Source organism: Cohnella thailandensis (assembly GCF_014212135.1).
Taxonomy (GTDB): domain Bacteria; phylum Bacillota; class Bacilli; order Paenibacillales; family Paenibacillaceae; genus Cohnella; species Cohnella thailandensis.
Genome location: NZ_JACJVQ010000021.1, coordinates 88,501 through 110,693 on the forward strand (window position 1 = coordinate 88,501; position 22,193 = coordinate 110,693).

16 protein-coding genes are annotated in these 22,193 nt (G+C 56.1%); all 16 read right to left on the reverse strand.

Annotation, left to right across the window (positions count from 1 at the left end; all coding sequences use genetic code 11):
• Nucleotides 1-54: 54 nt before the first annotated feature.
• The 16 genes from H7B67_RS24540 to H7B67_RS24615 all read right to left on the reverse strand — a co-directional run bounded on the left by H7B67_RS24540 (nt 55) and on the right by H7B67_RS24615 (nt 22,133).
• Nucleotides 55-1,773 carry an ABC transporter ATP-binding protein gene (locus tag H7B67_RS24540; protein WP_185122519.1) on the reverse strand — a complete coding sequence of 573 codons (1,719 nt, stop codon included), beginning with the start codon at nt 1,771-1,773 and terminating at the stop codon, nt 55-57.
• Between the two features lie 10 nt (nt 1,774-1,783).
• Nucleotides 1,784-3,688, reverse strand: a complete 1,905-nt coding sequence (locus H7B67_RS24545) for an ABC transporter ATP-binding protein (RefSeq protein ID WP_185122520.1) — start codon at nt 3,686-3,688, stop codon at nt 1,784-1,786.
• A gap of 213 nt (nt 3,689-3,901) precedes the next feature.
• The gene (locus tag H7B67_RS24550; protein WP_185122521.1) at nt 3,902-7,870 is read right to left on the reverse strand and encodes a DUF5722 domain-containing protein; all 3,969 of its coding nucleotides are present in this window, start codon (nt 7,868-7,870) and stop codon (nt 3,902-3,904) included.
• Nucleotides 7,871-8,466: 596 nt separating this feature from the next.
• The gene (locus tag H7B67_RS24555) at nt 8,467-9,729 is read right to left on the reverse strand and encodes a hypothetical protein (RefSeq protein ID WP_185122522.1); all 1,263 of its coding nucleotides are present in this window, start codon (nt 9,727-9,729) and stop codon (nt 8,467-8,469) included.
• A gap of 29 nt (nt 9,730-9,758) precedes the next feature.
• Nucleotides 9,759-10,781 (reverse strand): Gfo/Idh/MocA family protein, encoded by a 1,023-nt coding sequence (locus tag H7B67_RS24560; RefSeq protein ID WP_185122523.1) that lies wholly within the window; start codon nt 10,779-10,781, stop codon nt 9,759-9,761.
• 20 nt (nt 10,782-10,801) lie between these two features.
• Nucleotides 10,802-11,479, reverse strand: a complete 678-nt coding sequence (locus H7B67_RS24565) for a class II aldolase/adducin family protein (RefSeq protein WP_342592618.1) — start codon at nt 11,477-11,479, stop codon at nt 10,802-10,804.
• A complete protein-coding gene (locus H7B67_RS24570) occupies nt 11,480-12,847 on the reverse strand; it encodes a four-carbon acid sugar kinase family protein (protein ID WP_185122524.1) in 1,368 nt (455 codons plus the stop codon).
• Nucleotides 12,829-13,776 (reverse strand): sugar phosphate isomerase/epimerase family protein, encoded by a 948-nt coding sequence (locus tag H7B67_RS24575; RefSeq protein ID WP_185122525.1) that lies wholly within the window; start codon nt 13,774-13,776, stop codon nt 12,829-12,831. Before H7B67_RS24575 ends, H7B67_RS24570 begins: the two co-directional genes overlap by 19 nt.
• On the reverse strand, nt 13,776-14,888 hold the full coding sequence (locus tag H7B67_RS24580; protein ID WP_185122526.1) for an isocitrate/isopropylmalate dehydrogenase family protein: 1,113 nt from the start codon (nt 14,886-14,888) through the stop codon (nt 13,776-13,778). The genes H7B67_RS24575 and H7B67_RS24580 overlap by 1 nt, the downstream gene beginning before the upstream one ends.
• An 11-nt stretch (nt 14,889-14,899) precedes the next feature.
• Nucleotides 14,900-15,643, reverse strand: coding sequence for an amidohydrolase family protein (locus tag H7B67_RS24585; RefSeq protein ID WP_185122527.1), 744 nt, complete (start codon nt 15,641-15,643; stop codon nt 14,900-14,902).
• Between the two features lie 16 nt (nt 15,644-15,659).
• Nucleotides 15,660-16,484 carry a carbohydrate ABC transporter permease gene (locus tag H7B67_RS31000; RefSeq protein ID WP_209649218.1) on the reverse strand — a complete coding sequence of 275 codons (825 nt, stop codon included), beginning with the start codon at nt 16,482-16,484 and terminating at the stop codon, nt 15,660-15,662.
• A 13-nt stretch (nt 16,485-16,497) separates the two neighbouring features.
• Nucleotides 16,498-17,373 (reverse strand): carbohydrate ABC transporter permease, encoded by an 876-nt coding sequence (locus tag H7B67_RS24595; RefSeq protein ID WP_185122528.1) that lies wholly within the window; start codon nt 17,371-17,373, stop codon nt 16,498-16,500.
• Between the two features lie 66 nt (nt 17,374-17,439).
• Nucleotides 17,440-18,777, reverse strand: coding sequence for an ABC transporter substrate-binding protein (locus H7B67_RS24600; RefSeq protein ID WP_185122529.1), 1,338 nt, complete (start codon nt 18,775-18,777; stop codon nt 17,440-17,442).
• Nucleotides 18,778-19,000: 223 nt separating this feature from the next.
• Nucleotides 19,001-19,645 (reverse strand): GntR family transcriptional regulator, encoded by a 645-nt coding sequence (locus H7B67_RS24605; protein ID WP_185122530.1) that lies wholly within the window; start codon nt 19,643-19,645, stop codon nt 19,001-19,003.
• A 309-nt stretch (nt 19,646-19,954) separates the two neighbouring features.
• Nucleotides 19,955-21,238, reverse strand: coding sequence for an ABC transporter permease (locus H7B67_RS24610; RefSeq protein ID WP_185122531.1), 1,284 nt, complete (start codon nt 21,236-21,238; stop codon nt 19,955-19,957).
• On the reverse strand, nt 21,231-22,133 hold the full coding sequence (locus H7B67_RS24615) for an ABC transporter ATP-binding protein (RefSeq protein ID WP_185122532.1): 903 nt from the start codon (nt 22,131-22,133) through the stop codon (nt 21,231-21,233). Before H7B67_RS24615 ends, H7B67_RS24610 begins: the two co-directional genes overlap by 8 nt.
• Between the last annotated feature and the right edge of the window lie 60 nt (nt 22,134-22,193).

Consider the following 22,193-nt stretch of genomic DNA (forward strand, 5'->3'; position numbering starts at 1 on the left):
ATAATATACTTAACAGGAAAATAACACAACTAAATATACACTGGACATCGAAAATTACGTAGGATCCACCTGCAGCACCATATCTTTATAAACGGTAGAGGAGCCCATCAGACTCTCATGGTCCCCCTTCTCCACCAGCCGTCCTTGACGGAACACGCAGATGAGGTCCGCGTTCCGGATCGTGGACAAGCGGTGCGCGATGACGATCGTCGTCTTCCCCTTGCGAATCTCGTCGAAATGACGCTGAACCTTGCGTTCCGTCTCCAAGTCGAGGGCGGAGGTCGCTTCGTCGAGGATCAGAAGCTCCGGATTGTCGAGCACGGCTCTCGCGAGCGCGATCCGTTGCCTCTGCCCGCCCGACAGGGCGATGCCTCGCTCCCCGATCTCCGTGTCGTACCCTTTCTCGAGAGAGACGATAAAGTCGTGAATGTCCGTCAGACGGCACGCCGCCTCGATCTCCTCCTGGGAGCGCTCCTCCGCCCCCAGGTTAAGGTTGCTTCGAATCGTATCCGGGAACAGGAAGGGAGTCTGGAAAACGATCGACAGCTTGCGCCCCCAGTCCCCCCTTCGGATCTCTCGCAGATCGAGCCCGTTCACGATCAGACGGCCGGCGTCAGGATCGTAGAAGCGGACGAGCAATTGCGCGATCGTCGACTTGCCGCTGCCGCTCGGGCCGACGAAGGCGATTTTGCCCCCGACCGGAAGCTCCGCCGCGACTTCTCGCAGGACCGGCTCCGGCTGCCCCTTGTACCGATAGGTCACGTTCGCAAGCTCCAGGGACCGGATCGGTTCGGCAAGCGGCGCGTCCCCGTCTTCGATCGTCTCCTGTTCGAAGAAGCCGCGCAGCGCTTCGATTTTGGCCATGTATGTCGAGTAGCTGAGCGCGAACAGATAAATTTGCTCGTACTTATCCATCAGCTGCCGCGAGAACTGGAAGACGACGACGAAAGCTCCGAGCGTCAGCGAGCCCTGCAGCGCGGAGTAGCCTCCGTACAGAAGGATGAACAGGTTCATCCCCCACTTCAGCGGATGGCTGACGACCATCTGGCGGTTCAGCAGCCGCCCTTCCTTCAGCACGTTGCGGAAGTACTTGTCGAACAGCGAGCGGTATGTCGAGGTCTCGTAATCCATGCGGTGGAACGCCAGCACCTCCCGGGTGGAGGACACGCCTTCTTCGAGGAAGACGCCGACATCCCGGCGCGTGTCGTTGACCCGGTGAGCGGCCCGCTTCAGCTTCTTGCCGTAGCGGTAGCCCAGAATCAGGTAACAGCAGCTGAAGCCGGCCACGCAAACCAGAATGACCGGGCTGTACCAGCCGACGACGGCCATCAGGGCGACGGCGGGAACGATCTGGAAGAACCCGTTCGGGAGCTGCAGGCCGATGCCGATCGCCGATAGGAACACATAGTCGTTCATGACGTCCACGTGCTTCGCCGTTCTCTCGTTCTGGATGGCGGAGGCGGGAATACGCTGCAGGAATCTCGCGGCTCTCTCGAACAAGGCATAGCGAATCCGAAACAGGATGACGTGGAAAAGATAACCGATCCCGGTCAGCGCAGCGGATTGAAGAAGCGCGGCGACGAAGAACACGACGAGCAGCGCGGCCAGTCGAGCGCCTTCCCCGTGGAGGAAGACGTCGTCGATCAGCCGCTGCTGCACGCCCGTCGACGCGAGCTGCGCGAGCAGCTGAACGATCATCATCAGGAAGCAGACGAAGTATAAGGCGTAATGCGGCTTCGCGACGGAGCGAATGAACTTGACGTTTTCTCTCATCGTTCTCTCTCTACCTCTTCTCTTCGAGCGGCGGCTCGCCCATCGCCAGACGATAGAACGGCCCCCGGCGACTCATAAGCTCCTCGTACGTGCCCTCTTCCCGGATTCGTCCTTCATGGATGTACAGAATGCGGTCGTAGTCTCGGATCGTGGAGAGCCGGTGGGCGACCGTCACCGTCGTCCTGCCGACGAGAAGCCGATCGAGCGCTTCCTGAACCGCCCGTTCGCTGACGTTGTCGAGCGCCGAAGTCGCCTCGTCGAGAATGACGATCTTCGGATCGCGCACGAACATTCGGGCGATGGAGAGCCGCTGCCGCTGTCCTCCCGACAGCTTGGCTCCCCGTTCCCCGACGACGGTGCCGTATCCGTCCGGCAGTTGAACGATGAAGTCGTGGGCCATGGCCGCCCGGGCCGCCTCGAAAATCTCCTCGTCCGAAGCCTCCGGGTTGCCGAAACGGATGTTGTCCATGATCGTCCCCCCGAACAGATACGTCTCCTGGAACACGATGCCGACGGCACCGCGAATCTGTTCGAACGTTAGCTCCCGGAGGGGCGCTCCGTCCAGCAGCACTTCACCCTCGTCCGGATCGTAGAACCTCGGGATCATTTTGAGCAGCGTCGTTTTGCCATGGCCGCTTTCTCCCACGAGAGCCACCTTCTCCCCGGGCCGAATGACCGTGTCGATGCCGTTCAGGATCGGCGCGCCGCCGGGATATCCGAAGCGCACGTCCCGGAACGTCAGCTCCCCTTGGACGTTCTCCATCTTCCTGGGCACGTCGGGCTCGCGGATGTCGGGCTGCTGCTGGGCGAAGCCGTATAGCCGGGAAGCGTGGAGCAGCACCGTTTTCTGCTGGGCGAAGCTCGAGAGCAGGTTCATGTACTGGCCGACGGCGAGGAAGAAGTAAAAGTGGAAAGCGATGAATTCGCCGACGCTGAGCTCTTCCCGTTGCACCAGTCGGTAACCGTAAAGGAACATCAGCGCCGCCCCTCCGAAGACGCATAGCAGCTGGAACGCGAACGCCAGGTAGGCGAACAGAAGGTGCCTAAGGTGCACGGACTGAAGCTCGCCAAGCTCGCCCAGCATGCCTTGGAGCCGTCTCTCGGACGTCCCGCGCACCCGGAATTCCAACGTCGCCGAGACGAAATCGTAGGCTCTCCGGCCGACCTGCCCTTGCAGCCGAATCCATTCGCTGTCGAGAACCGAACGCTTTGAATTAAGATAAGGACCGATCAAGGTATACAGGAGCAGGGAGGGAATCAGCACGAGGCTCAGCTTGGGGCTGGTGACGATCAGGAAGCAAACGGAGATGAGCATGATCAGGGTGCTCGTGAAGGCGAGGGGGAGAAATTCGCGGTAGAACGTCTGCACGCGCTGCACGTCGTGATTGAGCAAGGTAATCGCGTCTCCGGACGGAGACCGTTCGTAGTAGGAGAAGCCCAGCGTCCTAAGATGACGGAAGACGGAGAACTGCATGTCCGAGGACGCCCTCTCTCCGATGTAACGCTGAACGTACGTGACGACCCAGGACGCGCCTATCAAGAGCAGCAGGACGATCAGCATCGCCGCCGCGATATAGGCAAGCAGTCCCGCTTCCTTCCGGGGGTAGATCGCGTCCGTGAAATATTGGAACGCCTGGGGGACGACCATCTCGGAGGCCGCCGCCGCGAGCCCGCAGGCGATCATGACCGCGAGCTTGCCCCCGTAGGGGCGCAGAAAGGAGAGCATCCACCTCGCCACCCGAAGCTGCCCGCTCCTCCCTCGCCTGCCTCTCTTCTTGCTCATTCGCTCGAACGCGATTTCCACTGCCGGCACCTTCTCTTCCGCTAGTCGTCGGGAGGCCGCTTCGCGGCTGCAGCCGAAATAAGGCTTCAGGCGGGCGGCCTCCTTGATTGGTTGAACTAAAAACACTTCCATTAGAATTCGCATGCCTTGACTGGATCTTCGTGCGCCGGATGATACCTAAAGATGAGCAACCATTACTCAACTTAACTTGCTACCCGTCGCCTGAGGGTTCCAGATAGTAACCATTACTCAACTCGCTCGCCGAGATGCCGCGGTTCATATCGCGTACGCGATTAATCTGGCATTCAGAGCCTTATAGCGACGCCCTTACTCATAGAGAATTCGTTAATTCGCAAGCCTCACGTTATCCACCTGAAAATCCGGAGCCCAAGCCATCGAGCTGCCGGCGGCCCGGAACGAGATCTCGATCGAGGTGACCGACGAGCGGAACGCCCACGCCGAGATGTCGGCGGAGATCGCGTTCCACCGATCCGGCGACATGGCCGACGAATAGACGAAGCTCTCCGGGCCGCTCTTAAGCGTTAGCCGGGTCTCGTACGTCGCCCCCGGAACTCCTCCATAGGAGTCGATATCGTACGCGAGCTTGCTTCCTCCGCTTAAGTCGAGCGGCTTCGCGAGCTCCAGCTTCACCGTCCTCCAAGCATCGGCGGCCACGGCCTGCGAATGCGCGGCCAGCGCGTACTGCCCTTCGCTCGGCTTCGTCGGCCCGTTCGCGAACGATTGCACCGCGGCTACGCTCGCCGTGTTCTCGCCCGCCGTCCACCCTTGAACGTCGCCGCCCTCGAACGAGAACGGCAGGCTGACGGGGACGGGTTTGGCCTTCAGGACGAACGAGAACTCCCGGTCCTCGTACTTCACCGTCAGCACGGCGTCCGCGTCTTCTTGCGCTACGTAACCCGTAACCTCCAACGGGAAGGTCTGGCTGTCGCCGGTATCGAGGTTGTTCAGCTTTACGGACGCGGGCGTCACGCTCAGTCCGCCTTCCGTCCGGACCTCCGCCTTCTTGTTCAGCTTCGACGAGCCGTGATTCGTTACGGTAACGGAGATTGGCGAGCCCGCTTCCAGCTCTTCCGAGAGAAGCTTTGCGCTTACCTCCACGTTAGGAAGCTTCTTATCGCTCTTCGCGTCTTTGACGAACGCCGCGTTGTCGATTCGAAGCTCGCCTCTCCACGTCGAGCCGCCTTCCGAACGAACCCAGATTTTGACGCGGTCGATCGACCGAGCCCCTTCCCATCCTTTCAGAGGCAGCGCCAGCTGCTGCCACCCTGCCGACGGATCGAGCTTCGCCGTTCCTTCCACGCTGTCGTTGCCGCTGTACGCGATGAACTTCGCGTAATAGGAGAGCTTCGCGTTCGCGTTCGGAATCCGAATCGCGGCCGTGAAATACGGCGTCTTCCTCGCGTCGATCGGGGCCGCGAACGTCTTCTGCACGCCGGCCCAGTTGAGGCCGTAGGCGCTGTTCAACGTCGCCGACAGATAGCCGCTCCCTTCGAAGGCGTCGCCCGTCGCAGCCTGCACCGCGCTCACCTCGTCCGACGCCGCGAAGCCCTCGGCGTCGCCGGCTTCGAAGCCGCCGTCCGTCCCCTCGCCCTTGTCCCGGGTCACGAATTCGAGCCCGTTCTCCCGGGGAAGAGTCCGGTCGGCAAGCTCCGCCGGATCGAAGCCCGGAATCGCGTCCGCCCAATCGCCGATGCCGACGATCGCCTTGGCGAATTCCGTCGCCTCAAGCGATCGCTCCGTGTCGATGTACTTGAATACGTCGTAAATCGCCTTATGCTCTCCCGGCGTGACGACCGTCCCCGGCGCGTGCGTCCATAGGCCGAGGTTCAGCCCGCCCTCCTGGCCGTGGTCGACGTGCCGATGAAGGATGAAAGCGTCGATACCGTCGAGAAAACGGATCTTGTAATAAGCATAGGCGTAAGCGGCCGCTTGAACCTTCTGGTCCTCTTCCGAGTTGGTCAAGCTGTGGAAGCCTTGCTCGGAGAGAATGATGCGCCGCATCGCTCCATCGAACAAGTAATCCGGCTGCTTCATGTAATCGACGAGCACGTCCAGGTTCTTGAACGTGATGCGCTTCGTCTGGAAGGAATCGGTCGCCGTCTCGTCGTTCCAGAACCGGGGGTCGAACAGGTCCTCCGGATACGGGTGGAACGCGAGATTCCAATTAAACCCGCCTTCGGCTTTGGTCAGCTCGTTCAAGCGATCGACGATGGCCTTGTTGTCGTACTTCCAGAGGGAGTCTCCGCCCAGGTTCTCATCCCAGAAATGATCGAGCGAGACGTACGTTCTCGCGTTCGCGTAAGCGGTCTTAACGATCGTGTCGATCAAACGCAGCGTTTGCGCGTACTCGCGTACGTAATCCTCCATCTTCTTCGGCCCCATGTTGTTCCAGACCATGTTCTGGCCGATCTCGTTGCCGACGATGTAGTTGACGGCTCTGCCGTGCTCCTGGCTCGGCAGCGAGTAGCGTTCCGCCAGGAACTTGGTCACCGCCTTCACGTATTCGACGCCGACCGCATTGGACGTATTCAGCGCGTACACCGTGCCTCCCGGCTGCGAATCCGGATGGATCAGGTATTCGTTCGCGGAGTTCGCATCCTTCGTGTTGTACATGATCAGAATCAGGGAGACGATGATTCCGTTATCGGACAGGCTCTTCACCTGGCGGTCGAGCGCTTCGATCCTGTCCTTGCGCAGGTAGTAGGTCTTGCCTTCGACGTCGAACGGAATCGTGTTGCCCGGGTTGCCGTTCGTCTTGTAGGTAAGCTCGTTGTACGCGACGTTCAGCGCCGCGTGGCTGATGCCGAGCTCCTGGGCGTCGCCGGTCATCTGAACCTGCAGACCTTTGATGCTCTTCGCCGTCGGGAACGGCTCCAGGTTGCCGGAGACCGCTTCCGGATTGACCACGTATTGAGGCGCGGCAACGAGCGTATATTCCCCGCCTTCCGCCTTCGCCGCCACGGCGAACTTGGAGTAGAGACGGCTTCTCTCGCCGTCGTTCAGCTCCGTCTGGAAGAGGAACGCTTCGGTCAGTTCCCCGTCGGCGAGCGGCTCCTTCGAGGCCAGAACCGTTCTCGCATCCTCGTAGGTCGCGAGCTCGAACAGATAGAGACGCGAACCGGAATTCGCCTCTATAAACGATGGTTTGACGGTGCCGGCGATTGAGATCCGGCCGTCATCCCCGATGCGCGCTTGCGCCGTGCCGTCATAGGGCTTCTCCAGCGCGGGCAGCAGCTTCGGACGAATCTGGTCGATCCGCAGCGTCCCCGACGATGCCGGAAGCACGAAGCGGAAGGCCGTCACCGTGCCGCTCCATTCCGTTCGGTCCGAGAAGTTGAAATCCTGGGTGAACGTTCCGGATGACGGAATGGGGAACGTCTTCGCTTGAGCATCGTTCCATTCTGCACCCTCGGTCTTCCATTGCACGGTCATTTCGCTCGCCCCCGTCCCGTTCGTCATCGAGACCGAAAGTCCGTTCCGTTTGGCGGTGTCGAGCGTAAGCGCCGGAGATTCCAGAACGCCTTCTTCTCCCGACGGCGCGTAGACGATTTCGCCTCCCGACCACTCGACCGTTCCGTTTGGAGAAGCGAAGCCTTCCGTGTCTCCCTCCGCGTCGAAGGTCAGATCGCGCACGTTGGTCGCGCTCAGGGAATCGATCTGGAAGCGTCCGTCCCAATAATCGTAACCGGGCGCGCCCGGAGCGACTCCCTCCAGATCGAAGTTCTGCATGAAGGAGATGTCGATTCGGGTGACCGCCTGCCGCCCGTCCCAATCCCCAAGCCGGACGAACACGCGGCTCCAGCTGTCGTGCTCGATCTTGGCCACGCTCTCGTAAGTATCGTCCCCGCTGTGAAGCGTGATTTTCATCATGTAGTCGACCGCCTGCCATCCCCAGCTGTTCGCCGCGAAGGCCAGATAACGGTAGCCGGACAGGTCGAGCGGCTCCGCGTATTCCCGGTAAATCGTTCTCCACTCGTACACCTTGACCTTCTGCGGCACCTGCTCCAGCACGCCGGCTCCCTCGTACGGCGAGTTCGGCCCGTTCAGGATGCTGGTCTTGAATTCGACTCGATCGGTATTCGTTCCGGGCTTCCACTCCGCCACGCTCTCGGCCGTGTTGAAGCCGTCGATCATCCGCGCGGGGAGCAGATCCTGTCCCGAGAAGACGTTCGAGGACGGCTTTAACCCGGGATCGTACGAGCCTGCCGACGCCGCGGCGGCGAGCAGAAGCTGAAGCAGCAGAATAACGGACATAAAGGCCGACACTTTCCGAAGTCCATGTGGACGGGTCATAAGCAACCTCCTGAAGGTAGCGATGATAAAATGCGGCTTACGTTGGTTCGGTTAACGTTCCAGCTATGCGTTCGTGTTTGTGCCGGTTCCTTCAAGCTGCATTCCTAAACGAGAATCGATCGGCAGCCGCCGGACACCCCGGAGGAACGGAACGGGACTTGCCCGGCGCCCCCCGTTCCGTCGACGCTGCCTTCCTTCCCAATCAAGCCCCTCCTCGATTTCGAATGATAAGAAACGGCATTCCTTCGCGCGATTGCCGGATGCGGATTCTCGATAGAGTCACCTCCTCTCGGTCAAGGGAAGCGCTTGCAAATTATACATTGGTGATTATTAAGTATACTTTCAATTGTAATATATACGTTGTTGTCATGTTTTTCAAGCGGAGAATATAAAAAAAGACTTTGTCTTCCATAAGGAATAGACAGAGTCTTGTATAGCGGCGCGAATTAGTGCACATTCGAATTTAATCGCGTAGCTGCACGACAAAAAAACCTTGATCAACCAGAGAGTCCGGCGATCAAGGTTTGTGAGTGAAGATAACAATTGAGACAAAATAAACGCAAAATTATGTGAGACAAACTCACCTTTTCCCAATATTAAATCGCAAATTTTACTATCTCTTCTCCGTTCTTCAAATGGATGACCGCTTTCCATTCTCGATCTTCCGGGCTCGCCCGCCACGCATCCTGGTACCAATTAAAGCGGAAATTAACGCTGAAAGGGTCCACGTAGCTCGTAAACACCTCTTCTCCGTTCCTGAAGAATCGGACGTAATCGATCTTCTCCGGATACAAGCTGGCCAGACGGATCCATCTCTTGCCTTCTACCTCCATGTCCGGCTCCAAGCCTTGCAAATAATACTGGTCCTCTTCCGGAATCGGCGGAAGCGAAATGCCGATGCCTTCCGCCATGCGATAGGCGAAAAACAGGTCCTCGCCGGGCGTGATTCCCCAATCGCTGGGCGGCTCTTGCTTGGTCATATTGTTGTAATACCCCCATGACGTACGGGTTTGATACGCTACCTGCAGATTGGCAAGCGCCTGAGAATCCTCGTTGCAGACGACCGGCTTGCCGGGTGCCCACCGTTTAACCTGGTTGATATGGTTGTAATAGACTTGTCGGCTGATTTCGTTGCCATGAATCAGGATGACGTCGCTTTCCCGGCATACCTCTTCGCTGATAAAATCTCCCGTGCCGCTGCAGCCTACCGGCATTCCGCCCGATTCGGCTCGCGCAATCTCGAGCAGCGCTACGACACCTTCCGGCGTATAGACAAGCGGATGTCCATGCGCCTGGATATTATGTTCGTTGGCGACTTCGATGATGACGTTCGTGTAACCGCCCTCGCGAAGAAACCGGGAGGCCGTTCTTACCGCATTGAGCACGGCCTTGCCGCCCTTAAGCCTTGGCAGTTGTCCGACGTATAAATAGCTGACGATGACGACCATGCCGAGCTCATCGGCGGCCCGAATCAAGCGGTCCATTCTGGCAGCGTACGCGGGATCGAGGCTTAGCCCATTCGGCCCGAACGGATTATTGTCGATACTCGCGATGCCTCCGGGGTCCATCGTAAAGCAAGGTCCGCCGCCTTGGAAGCCAACCGTGAACGCACGCAAGCCGTATTCGTACCACTCCGGCAAGGCGGCAATCAATTCGTTCGTATTACGCTCCGGATCGAATTCCTTGCCAAAGCGATTGTAACGCTCCCGATCGGCTTTATCGTCGAATATGCCCTGGATAAAGCGAGCGTTCATTAATAAACCGTGAGCTTCGGGCTTGCTGCCCTCTATCTCCGAATATACTTTCCGGCCGTTGATTAGAAAGTCTTCGCCGCGAATCTCCAACACCGTCTTGCCCATTGTTATCCCTCCCGCTCTCGTATTGCATCTTACAACGCTATCGGAGATGAATTTTGCATGGATTCATAGCACGTGAATAAAATTCGCATGTTCGTCAAATAATCGGTACCGGACGTTTCGAACGCGGAGCCGGTCCTTAGGCAATCCGCGAAATGCTGCTGGGCGGCGATCGCGCTGCCCCCCTTGTACCCGTCCGGAATATCGTAGCGATACTCTTCTTCGGCGCCTCCGCGTCTCATGACGTATATTCGACCTTCCTCGTCAAGCCTCACCTTGCCCTCCGTTCCCTCGATGACCATGCTACCATAAGTCGGGGAGCGATTAATCGGCGTATAGGCCACTCGATTTGCATCGTAGACGCCAACCATCCCGTTAACGAAGTTAGCGAACATAATCGACAAGTCTTCTCCCTTTATAACGGGATTTATTCTGCGCGACTGACAATAAACGCTGTCTATTTCGCCGAACAGGAAACGGAACGTATCGATAAAATGAATGCCGGTTTCGAACATCAGGAACTTCTCCATCGACTTGAAGTACGGCTGAACAGGATACGGATTCTCTCCCCAGCCGTCTCCAGGGCGCATCGAGAAGTAAGCATAATAGACCTGTCCCAATCGGCCGGAGGCGATAATATTCTTGATATGGCGGTACCAAGGCTGCCAACGCCAATTCTCGTTAACCATGAGAGGCAAGCCTCGTTCCGTCGCGTAGCGGACCAACTGCTCGCTCTCTTCCAAAGTCGGAGCGAGCGGCTTCTGACAAAGCGCCGGCAGTCCCAAATCGACGGCAAGTCGGACATACTCGTAATGGGAGGCCGGAGGCGTGCATATATCGATAAAATCGGGATGGGTATCCGCGATCATCTGATCGAAGCGATCGTATCCTTGAATTCCGTATTTTTGGGCCAGGAGTTCGGCCTTGGACGCGTCTATATCGAATATCGCGACGATTTCCGCTCCCTTAACCGATTGCCAAGCCTCAAGCTGAACATCGGAGAAGTGTCCCGCTCCAATGATAACGCCTCTATAGTTTGCTTTCCCCTCCGCCAATCCAATCACTTCCCCACTCTTTATTTATCGGTATGAATCGCTCTTCGAGGCTTATAGCCCGCATTCTGCAAGAAGTCTGCCGACACTTCGTTGCTCAAGGTTTGCAAGGGAATGCCGCCTATGCGTGCCGTGAGAATCATTCGGCTTGTCATTTCTAACGTTTCGAGCGCCATTCTGGCTTCCTTGATGCTCGTATCGAAGACGATTACGCCATGATTTCGCAAAATAAGAATATTGGCCTCTCGGCATTTCTCTCCGACCGATGCCCCGAGCGCCGCGGAACCCGGGTGGAAGTAATCGACGTAAGCTACCTTTTCCATGTAATACATGCTCTCTACGAACAACTCGGAGACGTAAGGAATGCTCGTGCAGGCCATCATCGTGGACCAGAAAGGGGATGCGTGCAAGACGGCCTGTGCATCCGGGCGAGCTTTGTAGATCTCGGAATGCATCGGGATTTCCTTGGAAGGCTTCAATTCTCCTTCCCATTCCATCGATTCCAAATCTACCTGAACAAGGTCCTCCGGGTTCAACTGGCCCAATTCGGTTCCGGAGCCTGTAATCAGCATGCTTCTCTCCGACAACCGGGCGCTGATATTGCCCGAATTCCCCCAGGCCAGTTGCCTGCTAAGCATGTATTGACCTAATTGGCGCAATTCCGAGTTCAAGTCGCGCTTGTTATCCGTTAACGGCTTCACTTATTCCGCCTCCTTACGACCGCTTGCCACTCTTACGAAATAATCCGGTTGCCCCAACTGGCCGCCCTTCAGGGCAATCTGAAGGCCGTCTATCGAGGAATCGCGAGAATGCGCGCGGCAGAGCGGCGCGCCCGGCGCCGTTCGCTGCAACAGCTCCAGCGCTTCGATACCCAGCGATAACGATGCGAACCCCGACGTATCGCCGCCTGCAAGCACGACTCTCTTAATCCCAAGCTTCCGGATGAGCAGCTTGCCGATCCTCCCCAGCCTGTCGCCGATGATAGGCCCGGTATTCGAGATAGACAGGCCGCGTCTTCTCATCTCGTCATGGAGCACCCCGATGCTAACGTCATCCGAACCTTCGGCGGTGTACAGAATCAAGCTTCGGCCTTCCTGCCAGGCTCGGCTTGCTTCCTCTAGCAGACGGTCGCATGCCCCTTCGTTATCCCGTTCATTCAGCAAGGCCATGACATCCGCTTTGATCTTGACGAACCCGTTCTCTACGCCGGTACGAATTTGGATGTCCGTCAGCGGAGAGCAGCTTCCGGACAAGACGAGCGTCTGCATCCGTTCAAGTTCGGGCTCCGCTCGCTTCTCGATCCCGTGCCTGTCTCGCCAATACGATCCGAACGCTTGAGAGAACCCGGAAGAACCGACAACGAACAAGGAAGCATGCTCCGCGGAGCTCCCGACGAGCTCGCCGATCGAACGGATATGCTCCTCGTTCAGGGCATCCATCAGCACGGCGTTCTTCTCGCTCCCGAGCAGGTCTGCCCAGCGGGTTTGTCTCCGGTCCAACGACTGCTCTAAGTCCGTAACGGAATAAAGCGATAACGTGCCGCTCGTCTGTTCGGCGAAATGAACCAGCAGATCGGCCTCCTTCATCGGGGTTACCGGGTGCCTGGACATGGAGGGATGACGATCCAACCGATAGACATCGCCGCGGTAATCGGCAAAATGATTGCCGAATGCGGTGTATCTGCGCAAGTGAGGAGCTGCTACAAGAACAGGAACGGCTCCCTGATCAGGGTACAACCGTTTGCCGATCTCGACGACTTTGCCGATGCTTCCGATATCCGGGGAGGAGTCCGCCGTCGAACACATTTTATAATGCAGGATCTTCGGCCCGAGAAGCTTTAATTGTTCCAGCACCGGAGCTAATTCGCTCTCCATGGCTTCAGGGGACATCGCGCGCGCCGTACCGGCCACGCCGATGCAAGGAAGATTCGAGAAGGTCTCGAGCCATTCCTTCGTAGGCGGCCGTATGAACAACACGGTTCTTAGGCCTTGTCCCTCCAATACTTCCATAGCATCCGTGGAACCGGTAAAATCGTCGCCGTAAAAGGCCATTAATAACGGTCGTCCCATGATTCGCTTCCCCCTCCTTCGCGAAGGAATTGCCGCCATGCCAGCTGAAGCGTTCGTTTGGCATTCGCGAGGAGATCCTCTTGCCTCTCCGACGGCGAGCAGATGAGTTCGAAGCTGACCGCCGACGAACGGGCAGGATGAATATACTCCGCTTGCCCAAGCAGCTTAAAGAAAGTCGCAAGCTGCTCGACATCGATCGCCCCTGCCGGGTAGCCGAAGGAAGGATGGGAATCGCCGTATTTGCTGTCGTTCGGCTGCATGACCGTGCTTCCGACATGCACATGGCCTATCCAGGGACGTAAGCGGAGCACGGCGTCCGCGATGTCCGCTCTCACCATGGGAATATGGCTTAAATCCAAGAGAAGCCGTACGTTCTGATCCGAACCGATCTTCTCGAACAACCGAACCGTGTCATCCACCGATCCAATCAACCTTTTCTTATCGACGTCGCGATCGAACATCTCCACGAGAAGCTTGATCCGACGGGATTTCGCTTCTTCGTTAACCGTAAGGATCGAATCCGCCAACCACTCGATGGCTTCCAATCGGTTCTTGTCGACGTCCGGTCCGCTGATGATCTCCATCCCGTCCGCGCAGATTTCCTCTGCTTCGGATAGGCAATCCGCCATTCGTTGTATCGCTTTCGATCGCAACGAGCGATCGGGGCTGCCTAGATCCAGTTGCTCCGCGAAGATCGTCGGCTGTGCCAGATAGCTGTTGTTCACGCGGCAAACGCGAAGACGTTGCTTGAAGGTCTCTTTAAGCTCCGCATTGCGAATTCCCGATATTTCGATTCTTCGAAAGTAAACATCATGCAGAACGCGGTCCGCCGATTGCAGCAGAAGGCTCTCATTCCGAACGGCATCCGGGTACATGGCGTTGAAGACGATCCCCAGCTCCAAGTGATCTTCGATTCTGGACGCGAACATTATCGGGCCCACTCTTCCGCGGATTCTCTCAGAGCCTTAACGACCGCATCTCCGACATCGCTCGTGCTGCTGTTTCCGCCGATATCGGCCGTTTTGGCGCCTCCGCTTGCCAAGATTCGCTTCACCGCCTGCTCGATTCCGTCGCCGGCAGCCAGCAGCTTATCGTCCGCATGCTTATCTCCCAACCAATTCAGCATCATGGACAGGGATAGGATCATCGCATAAGGATTGGCGATATTCTTGCCTGCAATCGATGGAGCCGTTCCATGGGCCGGCTGGAACAGGGCATGTTTATCGCCGATATCGCCGGACGGCGCCATCCCCAGTCCCCCGACCGTAGCCGAAGACAAATCCGAGATAATATCCGCGAACATGTTCTCCGCTACGACCACATCGAACATTTGCGGGTTCATGACTTGGAATAATGTCATCGCGTCGACGTAGACATAGTCCCGCTTGATTGCGGCGAATTGATCGCCTACGCTATCGAATACTTTCCGAAAGTAGGCATAAGAGCTTAATACGTTCGCCTTGTCCACGCAAGTGACCATGGAAGCTCCGTCCGAGAGACGTCCCTTGCGCTTCTCGGCCAGGCGGAAGGCGTACCGGGATATTTTCTCGATCCCCGTCTTGGTCATGATAATCGTGTCCGTGGCTACTTCTCCCCGAACATTGCAGCCGCCCGTGCGAGAGGCATACAATCCTTCGATGTTCTCGCGCACGATGACATAATCGATGCCCCGGCTGACGTCGCGCAGCGGACTGACGATGCCGTCGTACAGCTTCACGGGTCTCACGCCGGCGTATAAATCAAGGTCGAAGCGAAGCCGGAAGATGACATCCCCGTTGACTTCCCTGCCGTCCGGATGGCGGGCTTCCGGCAGGCCGATGGCTCCCATCAGAATGGCATCCGCGTTCTTGCAATGATCGAATGTCTCCTCCGGCATCGTCAATCCCGTACGCAGATAGCGCTCCGCGCCTGCATCGAACGATTCCAGCTCGAATCTTGCGCCTAGATGGGCTTGCACCGTATTTAACACTTTTAAAGCTTCGTTCGTAATTTCCGTTCCGATTCCATCGCCTGGCAGGACCGCGATTTTATAAACGTTCATGTCTTCACTCCTTAAGATTGGATATTAAAAATACGCTTGGCATTATGGTGGAAGATGTCGTCGAGTTGGGATTCCGATAGTCCGATAGAACGATACTTCGTCAGTTCGACGGGCAAATTCGTTACATGATCCGATCCCATGATCAATCGCTGATGACCGATGGCATTGATCATTTTCTGAATCGTATAGGTTTGACACCAGGAAGGCTCAAGTATCAAATTCTCGCAAGCTTTCGCTGCGACAACGGCCTCGTCGGTGTAGATCGCGAATCCGGCATGCGCAACGATAAAGGTGACATCCGGAAACTTGCGCGCAGGCTCGATTAATAAAGACGGCAAGGAGAAGGGCGTCCCCAAACCGGTATGAACAATAATGGGAATGCGAAGCCTGCGCGCCGATTCATAGATCTTGGTGCATCGATCGGACAAAGGGGAAATATTATGGCCCATCGGGTGAAGCTTCACAGCAACGAATCCCAGTTCGTTGACGCACATCTCCAGTTCTTCTACGTATGGCTCCTCATCTATCCAAGGATCCAAGCTTGCAATGCCGTAGAATCGTCCCGGGTGCTTCAAAGTAAGCTCGGCGATCTTCGCATGAACGTCCCGGATGTTCTCCAGAGTGGGCTGAGGCATCACCAGACTGGTCCCTACTCCGTTTCGCTCCATCGATTCGAGCAGGTCCGACTCGGTCGTCGTAACGCCGGAGAACTTGGAGGTTCCGAGGTGGGTATGGGTATCAATGATGGGAAGCATGGGGAGCTCTCCTTTCTTATCCTTTCACGGCGCCGGCCGTCATGCCCGCAACCACTTTGTTCTGGAAAATAATATAGAGAATAACGACCGGGATCATCGTGATGGCCAAACCGGCCGTCATCGGCCCGTAATCCGTCATATACTCGCCCTTCATTCCATAAATACCTTGCGTCAACGTCTTAAGGACCGGATCCGAGATCAATACGTAAGCGAACAGGTATTCATTCCAGACGCTTAATACGGCCAGAATGCCGACCGTGGCGAGTCCCGGCGTGGACAACGGTAGAATGATGGAGAAGAAGGTGCGATAGCGGCCTGCCCCGTCTACGATCGCCGCCTCTTCCAGCTCCTTCGGGAGCGTCTTCATGAAGGAGACCAGGACGAAGATCGTTAAGGATAAGCTGCTCACCACATACATGAGAATTAATCCCGTGTGGTTATTGACCAAATGAAGCTCCTTCAAGATAGAGAAAGTGGGAATCAGGATGGTCTGTCCGGGAATCATGATCCCCAGTCCGAAGAAGGTATACAGCGCCAGACTCGGGTAGACGCGCGCCAGAATGTAGGAGGCCATCGCGCCGAATAACAAGATGAGGGCGACCGAGACGATCGTGATGTAGAAGCTGTTGAAGAAGTTCGTCCCGATATTGCCGCTCGTCCATGCTTTGGAGTAGTTCTCGAACTGCCACGTCTTCGGAAGCGCGAAAGGGCTGCTGTAGATTTCGGAATTCGTCTTAAAGGAACTGAGGAACACCCATAGGAACGGGAATATCGTCGTCACGCTGTATAAGGCAAGCAGAACGTATTTGAGCGATTGGAGCGTTCTCTTGGATCGAAGCACCGTTATCCTCCTTTCAATACTCCAGCGAGTCCTTGCCAGAGAAGAATTTCTTGAACACAATCGTGAACGCGAGAGCGTAGCCGGCAATCGTCACGGAGATCGCGCTGGCATAACCGAATTCGTACGAGCCGAATCCCTTCATGAACATATACACGGAGGCGAAGGCCGAGGAGACTCCCGGTCCGCCTTGCGTGATGGCCCAAGCGTGGTCGAACATTTTGAGCGCGCCTGTTACGCCAAGGATAATGACGACCTGCATGACATCCCATAGCATGGGGACCGCAATGCTGAAGAACGTCCGAGTAGAAGAGGCCCCGTCGATCTCGGCGCTCTCGAACGTTTCGTTCGGAATGCCCTGCAAGGCGGCGAGGAAGATGACGAAGAACAGGCCGATGTTCTGCCAGACTTGAGGAGCGGATACCGCGAATAGAACGATATCCGGATCGGACAGCCAATTTTGTTGGAGGAAAGAAAGACCGAACAAATCCAACGTTTGATTAAGCATTCCGGACTCCGAATAAATTAACGAAAACATAAGACCGATTGCCATCGGCGCGATGACGACAGGAAGGAAGTACACCGTTCGAAAAAATTTAAAGCCGCGTTTGACCCGAAGCAATAGATAAGCGAGAATGAGTGCTACGGGAATTTTGATCGTTAGGGTCATCACGACCAGCCACAACGTATTCCTCATGGACGTCCAATAATCCGCGTCCCGCCATAAGCTTGCGAAGTTAGAGAAGGCGCTAAATTCCGGCTTCGATACCGCATCCCATTCCGTCATGCTGTAGTAGACGGAGAAGAACACCGGAACGATGAAGAACAGGAGAAAAAGCAGCGATGCGGGCGCTAAGAAGAGTACGGAGAATAAGCCTCTATTCTGTTTCATGCCATCACCTTTATTTGTTTGGTCTCGGAAGGAGGGACACGGAGTCCCTCCCCTGTCTCATGCCGATTATGGTTTCTCTCCGGCTACGGCTTCATTGACTTTGGCAATGAACTGTTCGGGCTTGATGACGCCGGCAAACAATTCATCCATGGAGCGGTTGAATACTTCGGTGGACTTGGCGCCTGGAAGTTTGGACTTCGTAAACGGCAGGACGTTAAAAGGAGCCGTGAATTCAAAGACTTTGGCCGCGAACGGATCTAAAGTATCGAGATTCGCTTCTAACGTCTTGGCCGGCATCATGCCCGTGCCCGCAAATGCGGCAAACATCTCATCGGAAAGCAAGGAATCGGCGAAGGCAACGATCGCCGCCTTTTTATCCGGATCTTCGAACGATTTTTTGTTGATGACAAGACTCATGGTGTAGCCGCCAATCGTATACGTTGCAGGGTCTTTCTCCGCTCCGTCCATTCGGATCATCGGAATCAATTCCGATTTGGCGGTGATGTCTTTGTTTAACATGCTTAACGTCCACGGCAAGGTGAACAGCATGGCTGCCTTGCCTTCGTTATAAGGCACGACGGATGGCGCCCAGTCTCCGCTCGCTACCGTATCGTCCGGGAACGCCTTAAGCGCTTTCATCTCACTGATGATTTCTGCCGCTTTCGTAAAGGCTTCGGTATCGAACTTGTACTCCGTGCTCAGCTTCTCCCCGTCCTCTACCCCGCCGGCGAATTGCGTTGCGATCGCGGAGAAGAACCAATGGCCGGGGTTGGAGCCCTTGCTTCCCATCGACAGCGGAATGATCCCGTTCTCGCGGAGCTTCTTCGAGACTTCCTTGAATTCCTCATAGGTGGTCGGCGGCTGCAATTGGTATTTATCGAAAATTTCTTTGTTGTACATCAAGAACGATTTGGAGGTTTCGATCGGGATGAGATAGGCCTCGCCATCAATGGCCGTATCGCTCCACGCCCCATCCGACCACTGCTCTTTCTTGACCGACTGGCTGGCCGCGAAGTAGTCTGCCATATTCAGAGCCACGTCTCCATCGACAAGCGGACGCATATAGGATTCTCCCGCCCAATACAAGAAGACGTCCGGCGTATTGCCGCTTGCCATGTCTACTTTCAGTTTGGTCTTCAGTTCATCGCCCGGCGAGAATTCGTCGACCAGATTGATCTCCGGATGCGCTGCCCGGAAGGCTTCCAGCTTCTCTTTGAATACGCCCGTTTTGCCGTCTGTCCCGCCCCAAGTGTGGGCAAACCGAATTTTTACGCTTTTGGTTGAACCTTCGGACGCACCGCTAGAAGCGCTTTCATTTTTCTGACCGTTACCTCCGCACCCCGACAAAATAAACCCAAAAGCGAAAATCAAGATGAATGCGGCTTGAATCTTCTTAGTAACCATCTTTCTTGGCCTCCCCTGATCATGATTATTGAAAGCATAGGAATGCGATCAACTGTCGTTGGCGGCGCTTGCCCGCGCCGTTGGGCTACAGCTCTATACGACTTTGGTATTCCGTACACCGTATACGAAGAAAGTCAAAAAGAAAACCGTCAGTCCTCGTCGTTTTTCCAGATACTCTAGCTGTTGTTCATAAGGCGGTCATTGGATAACGAGGTGGCGACAGTTAATTGGCAATGGATTTCATGGCTTCGATGGATTTGCGAATATGCGCGATAGCCGCGCGTTCCGCTTCGTCCTCCGACCTATTCTTAAGTGCTTGGATAATATTCAAGTGATCGACAATCGTTTCTTGAGGCGGACGTGTTAGGCCTTTTAAATACGTGATGCCCAAGACTTGAAACTGATCGAGAATGCCGGATAACATCTCGCTCTTGGCGTGCTTGGAAATCCGATTGTGGAATTCCCTGTCGGCTTCGCGATAGGCTGACCAGTCCTCGTCCGTAATTTCGGCCATGGCTTTCTTGAATAATTCCTCCAGGCCACGGATGTCCGCATCCGTCATGTATCGTACGCATAAGCGGCTGGCTAACCCTTCCAGTACGGCGCGGATCTCAAACGCCGCGATGATTTCTTCCTGGGTATGCTGCTTGACGAACGTTCCCCGTCCGTTGTTCTCGATAAGACGTTCCTGAATCAGTTGCGAGATGGCCCGGCGAAGCGGCGTTCTGCTTACGCCCAGAAGATTGGCGAGAGTATCTTGGACAATCTTCTCTCCCTGCTTCAGCTGTCCGTCGAGAATCATTTTTTTTAAAGTCTTATAGGTAAGCTGGTCAAGATCTTCATGCTCGATCTTACTAATGGAGCTCAAGGGGTCATCCTTCCTCTCGTGTTGCACCATTCTTCGTATACGGTGTACGAATCTGTATTTATCATACTCACGCTTCGAAAAAAATGCAAGCGCTATTTTATTATATCAACGATTGAACCCCCGGTATCCTGTTTCCACCGAGCCATGCCTATCTTTGCGACAAAAGCACGGCTCCAGATATTTAAATCGGATGACGTGCCATCATTTGAGTCGTCTCGGATTCCCTTTCGTTTCCAACAAAAAAAAAGACCAGTAATGGCAAGGCTAACAGCCAATACTGGTCCCGCATGGTTACGAGGTTTTTTATTCTCACACCTTATAAGCCTTCATGGCCTTCCTAAGCTCCGCGATCGACGGACGCTTGCCGTACAGGAGCACGCCGGTCCGGTAGATCTTCGCCGCGAGCCAGCCGATGGCGAGGATGCTGGCGAGCAGGATGCCGACGGACAGCGCGATCTCCCACCAGGCGGGATCGGCGAGGCCGATGCGCAGGAACAACAGGAACGGAGAGAAGAACGGAATATAAGAGCAGATGGTGATAAAGCTGCTCTCCGGGCTGTTCATGCCGAAGATCGCGATGTAGAAGCCGGCGAGCGTGATCATCGTGATCGGCATGACCGCTTGGCCGAGATCCTCCGTACGGCTCACGATGGAGCCGATGGCCGCGAACAGCATCGCGTACAGGAAGAACCCTGCCAGATAGAGCAAGACCGCGAAGATCAGCATGAGCGGATCCACGTTGCCGAAGTCGATGCCGAGCGAAGCGAAGCTGTCCTTGTTATGAGGAAGCGACAGGTTGCCGACGGTTACCGCGACGAACACGATAAGCTGGAGAACCGCGACGACGAACGTGCCGAGCACCCTCCCGAACAGCTGCTGCAACGGCGCCACGCTCGTTACGAGAATCTCCATGACGCGCGAGCTTTTCTCCGAGGTGATCTCGGAAGCGATCATCTGCCCGGAGACCATAACGGACATGAATAGCAGGATGAGAATGACGTACGTAAGCAGAAGCGCCGTATCCTTCTCCTCCTGCGTCTTGCCGCTGCCGTCCAGCTCGTCCAAGCGGATGGAATCGAACGCGACCGGCTCCGACAGCTTCGCGAGCTGCTCCTGCGTCAGGTTGGCGTCCTTGACGGCGGCGTCGGTCTTAACCGTCTGAAGCGCCGCTTGAAGCTGTTGGGAAGCGTCCTCCGACAGCGTCTTCTTGGACAGGTACGTGACGCTCGGGAAGCTGCCGCCTTGCGCCGATTCGAATTCCAGGTACCCCTTGATCGTTTTATCCTCGATCGCTTGCTTCATCGCCTCGGAGCGCTCGGTTTCCCCTTTGGGCGTCTCCACGGGAACGAGCTCGATCTTCGGTTCCGGAAGCGAAGCCAGGACGCCGGAGAGAGCCGTCATGACCTCCGCCTGCTCCCCTTGGGCGTAGCCTACCTTAACCGCGCCGCCTCCCTTGGCCATCTTGTCGATCAGATAAGGAAGATTCGAGCCGACGACCAGAAGCAAGGAGATCAGAATCGTCATGGTCAGGAACGACTTCCCGCGAAGCTTGGTTCTCATCGTAAAAGCCGTCACGGTCCATAAGTTATTCATGGCGTTCACCTACCGTTCGGATAAAAATCTCGTTCAGGCTCGGTTCCATGAGCTCGAAACGGCGAATCGGTCCTTGCGCCAGCGCATGCTGCAGAATGTTCTGGGCAACCTCCGGCTTGCTGATCTTCATCTCGTATCCATGCTCGTGCTTGACAAGCGAGGATACTCCCGGAAGCTTGTCCAGGCCTTCGACCGGATGCTCGGCGGACAGCATGACCCGCTCCATCGGGAATTTCTTCTTGATCTCCTTCACGGGACCTTGAAGGACGGGACGGGATTTGTGCATGATCGTAATGTTCCGGCACAGCTCTTCCACGTGCTCCATCCGGTGGGTCGAGAACAGGATGCTCGTCCCCCCGTCCCTGAGCTCCTTCACGGTAGATTTAAGCAGCTCCACGTTGACCGGGTCCAACCCGCTGAACGCTTCGTCCAATACGAGAATCTTGGGGCTATGAATAACGGCCGCGATGAATTGAACCTTCTGCTGGTTCCCCTTCGACAGCTCTTCCATCTTCTTGTCGTAGTGCTCGGGAATATCGAAACGATCCAACCAGTATTTAAGGCTGCGATCGGCGTCCTTGCGGGACATCCCGCGCAGCTGGCCGAGGTAGACGACCTGCTCGCTCACCTTGATCTTCGGGTACATGCCGCGTTCCTCCGGCAAGTACCCCATCAAGGGGAGCAGCTCCTTGCTGTATGGCTTGCCCAAATACGTGATTTCCCCCGCATCCGGCATGATTAACCCGAGTACCATTCTCATGGTCGTGGTCTTGCCCGCTCCGTTGGCGCCGAGCAAGCCGTAGATCTCCCCTTCGCCGACTTCGAGGCGCAGGCCGTTCACGGCCGTACGATCGCCGAAATGCTTGACGACTTGGTTCACGACTAACCGATTCATGCTTCTCCTCCTTTAAGCTAGTGACGCATCCTTTCCATCATAACCCAACTTCACTGGCCG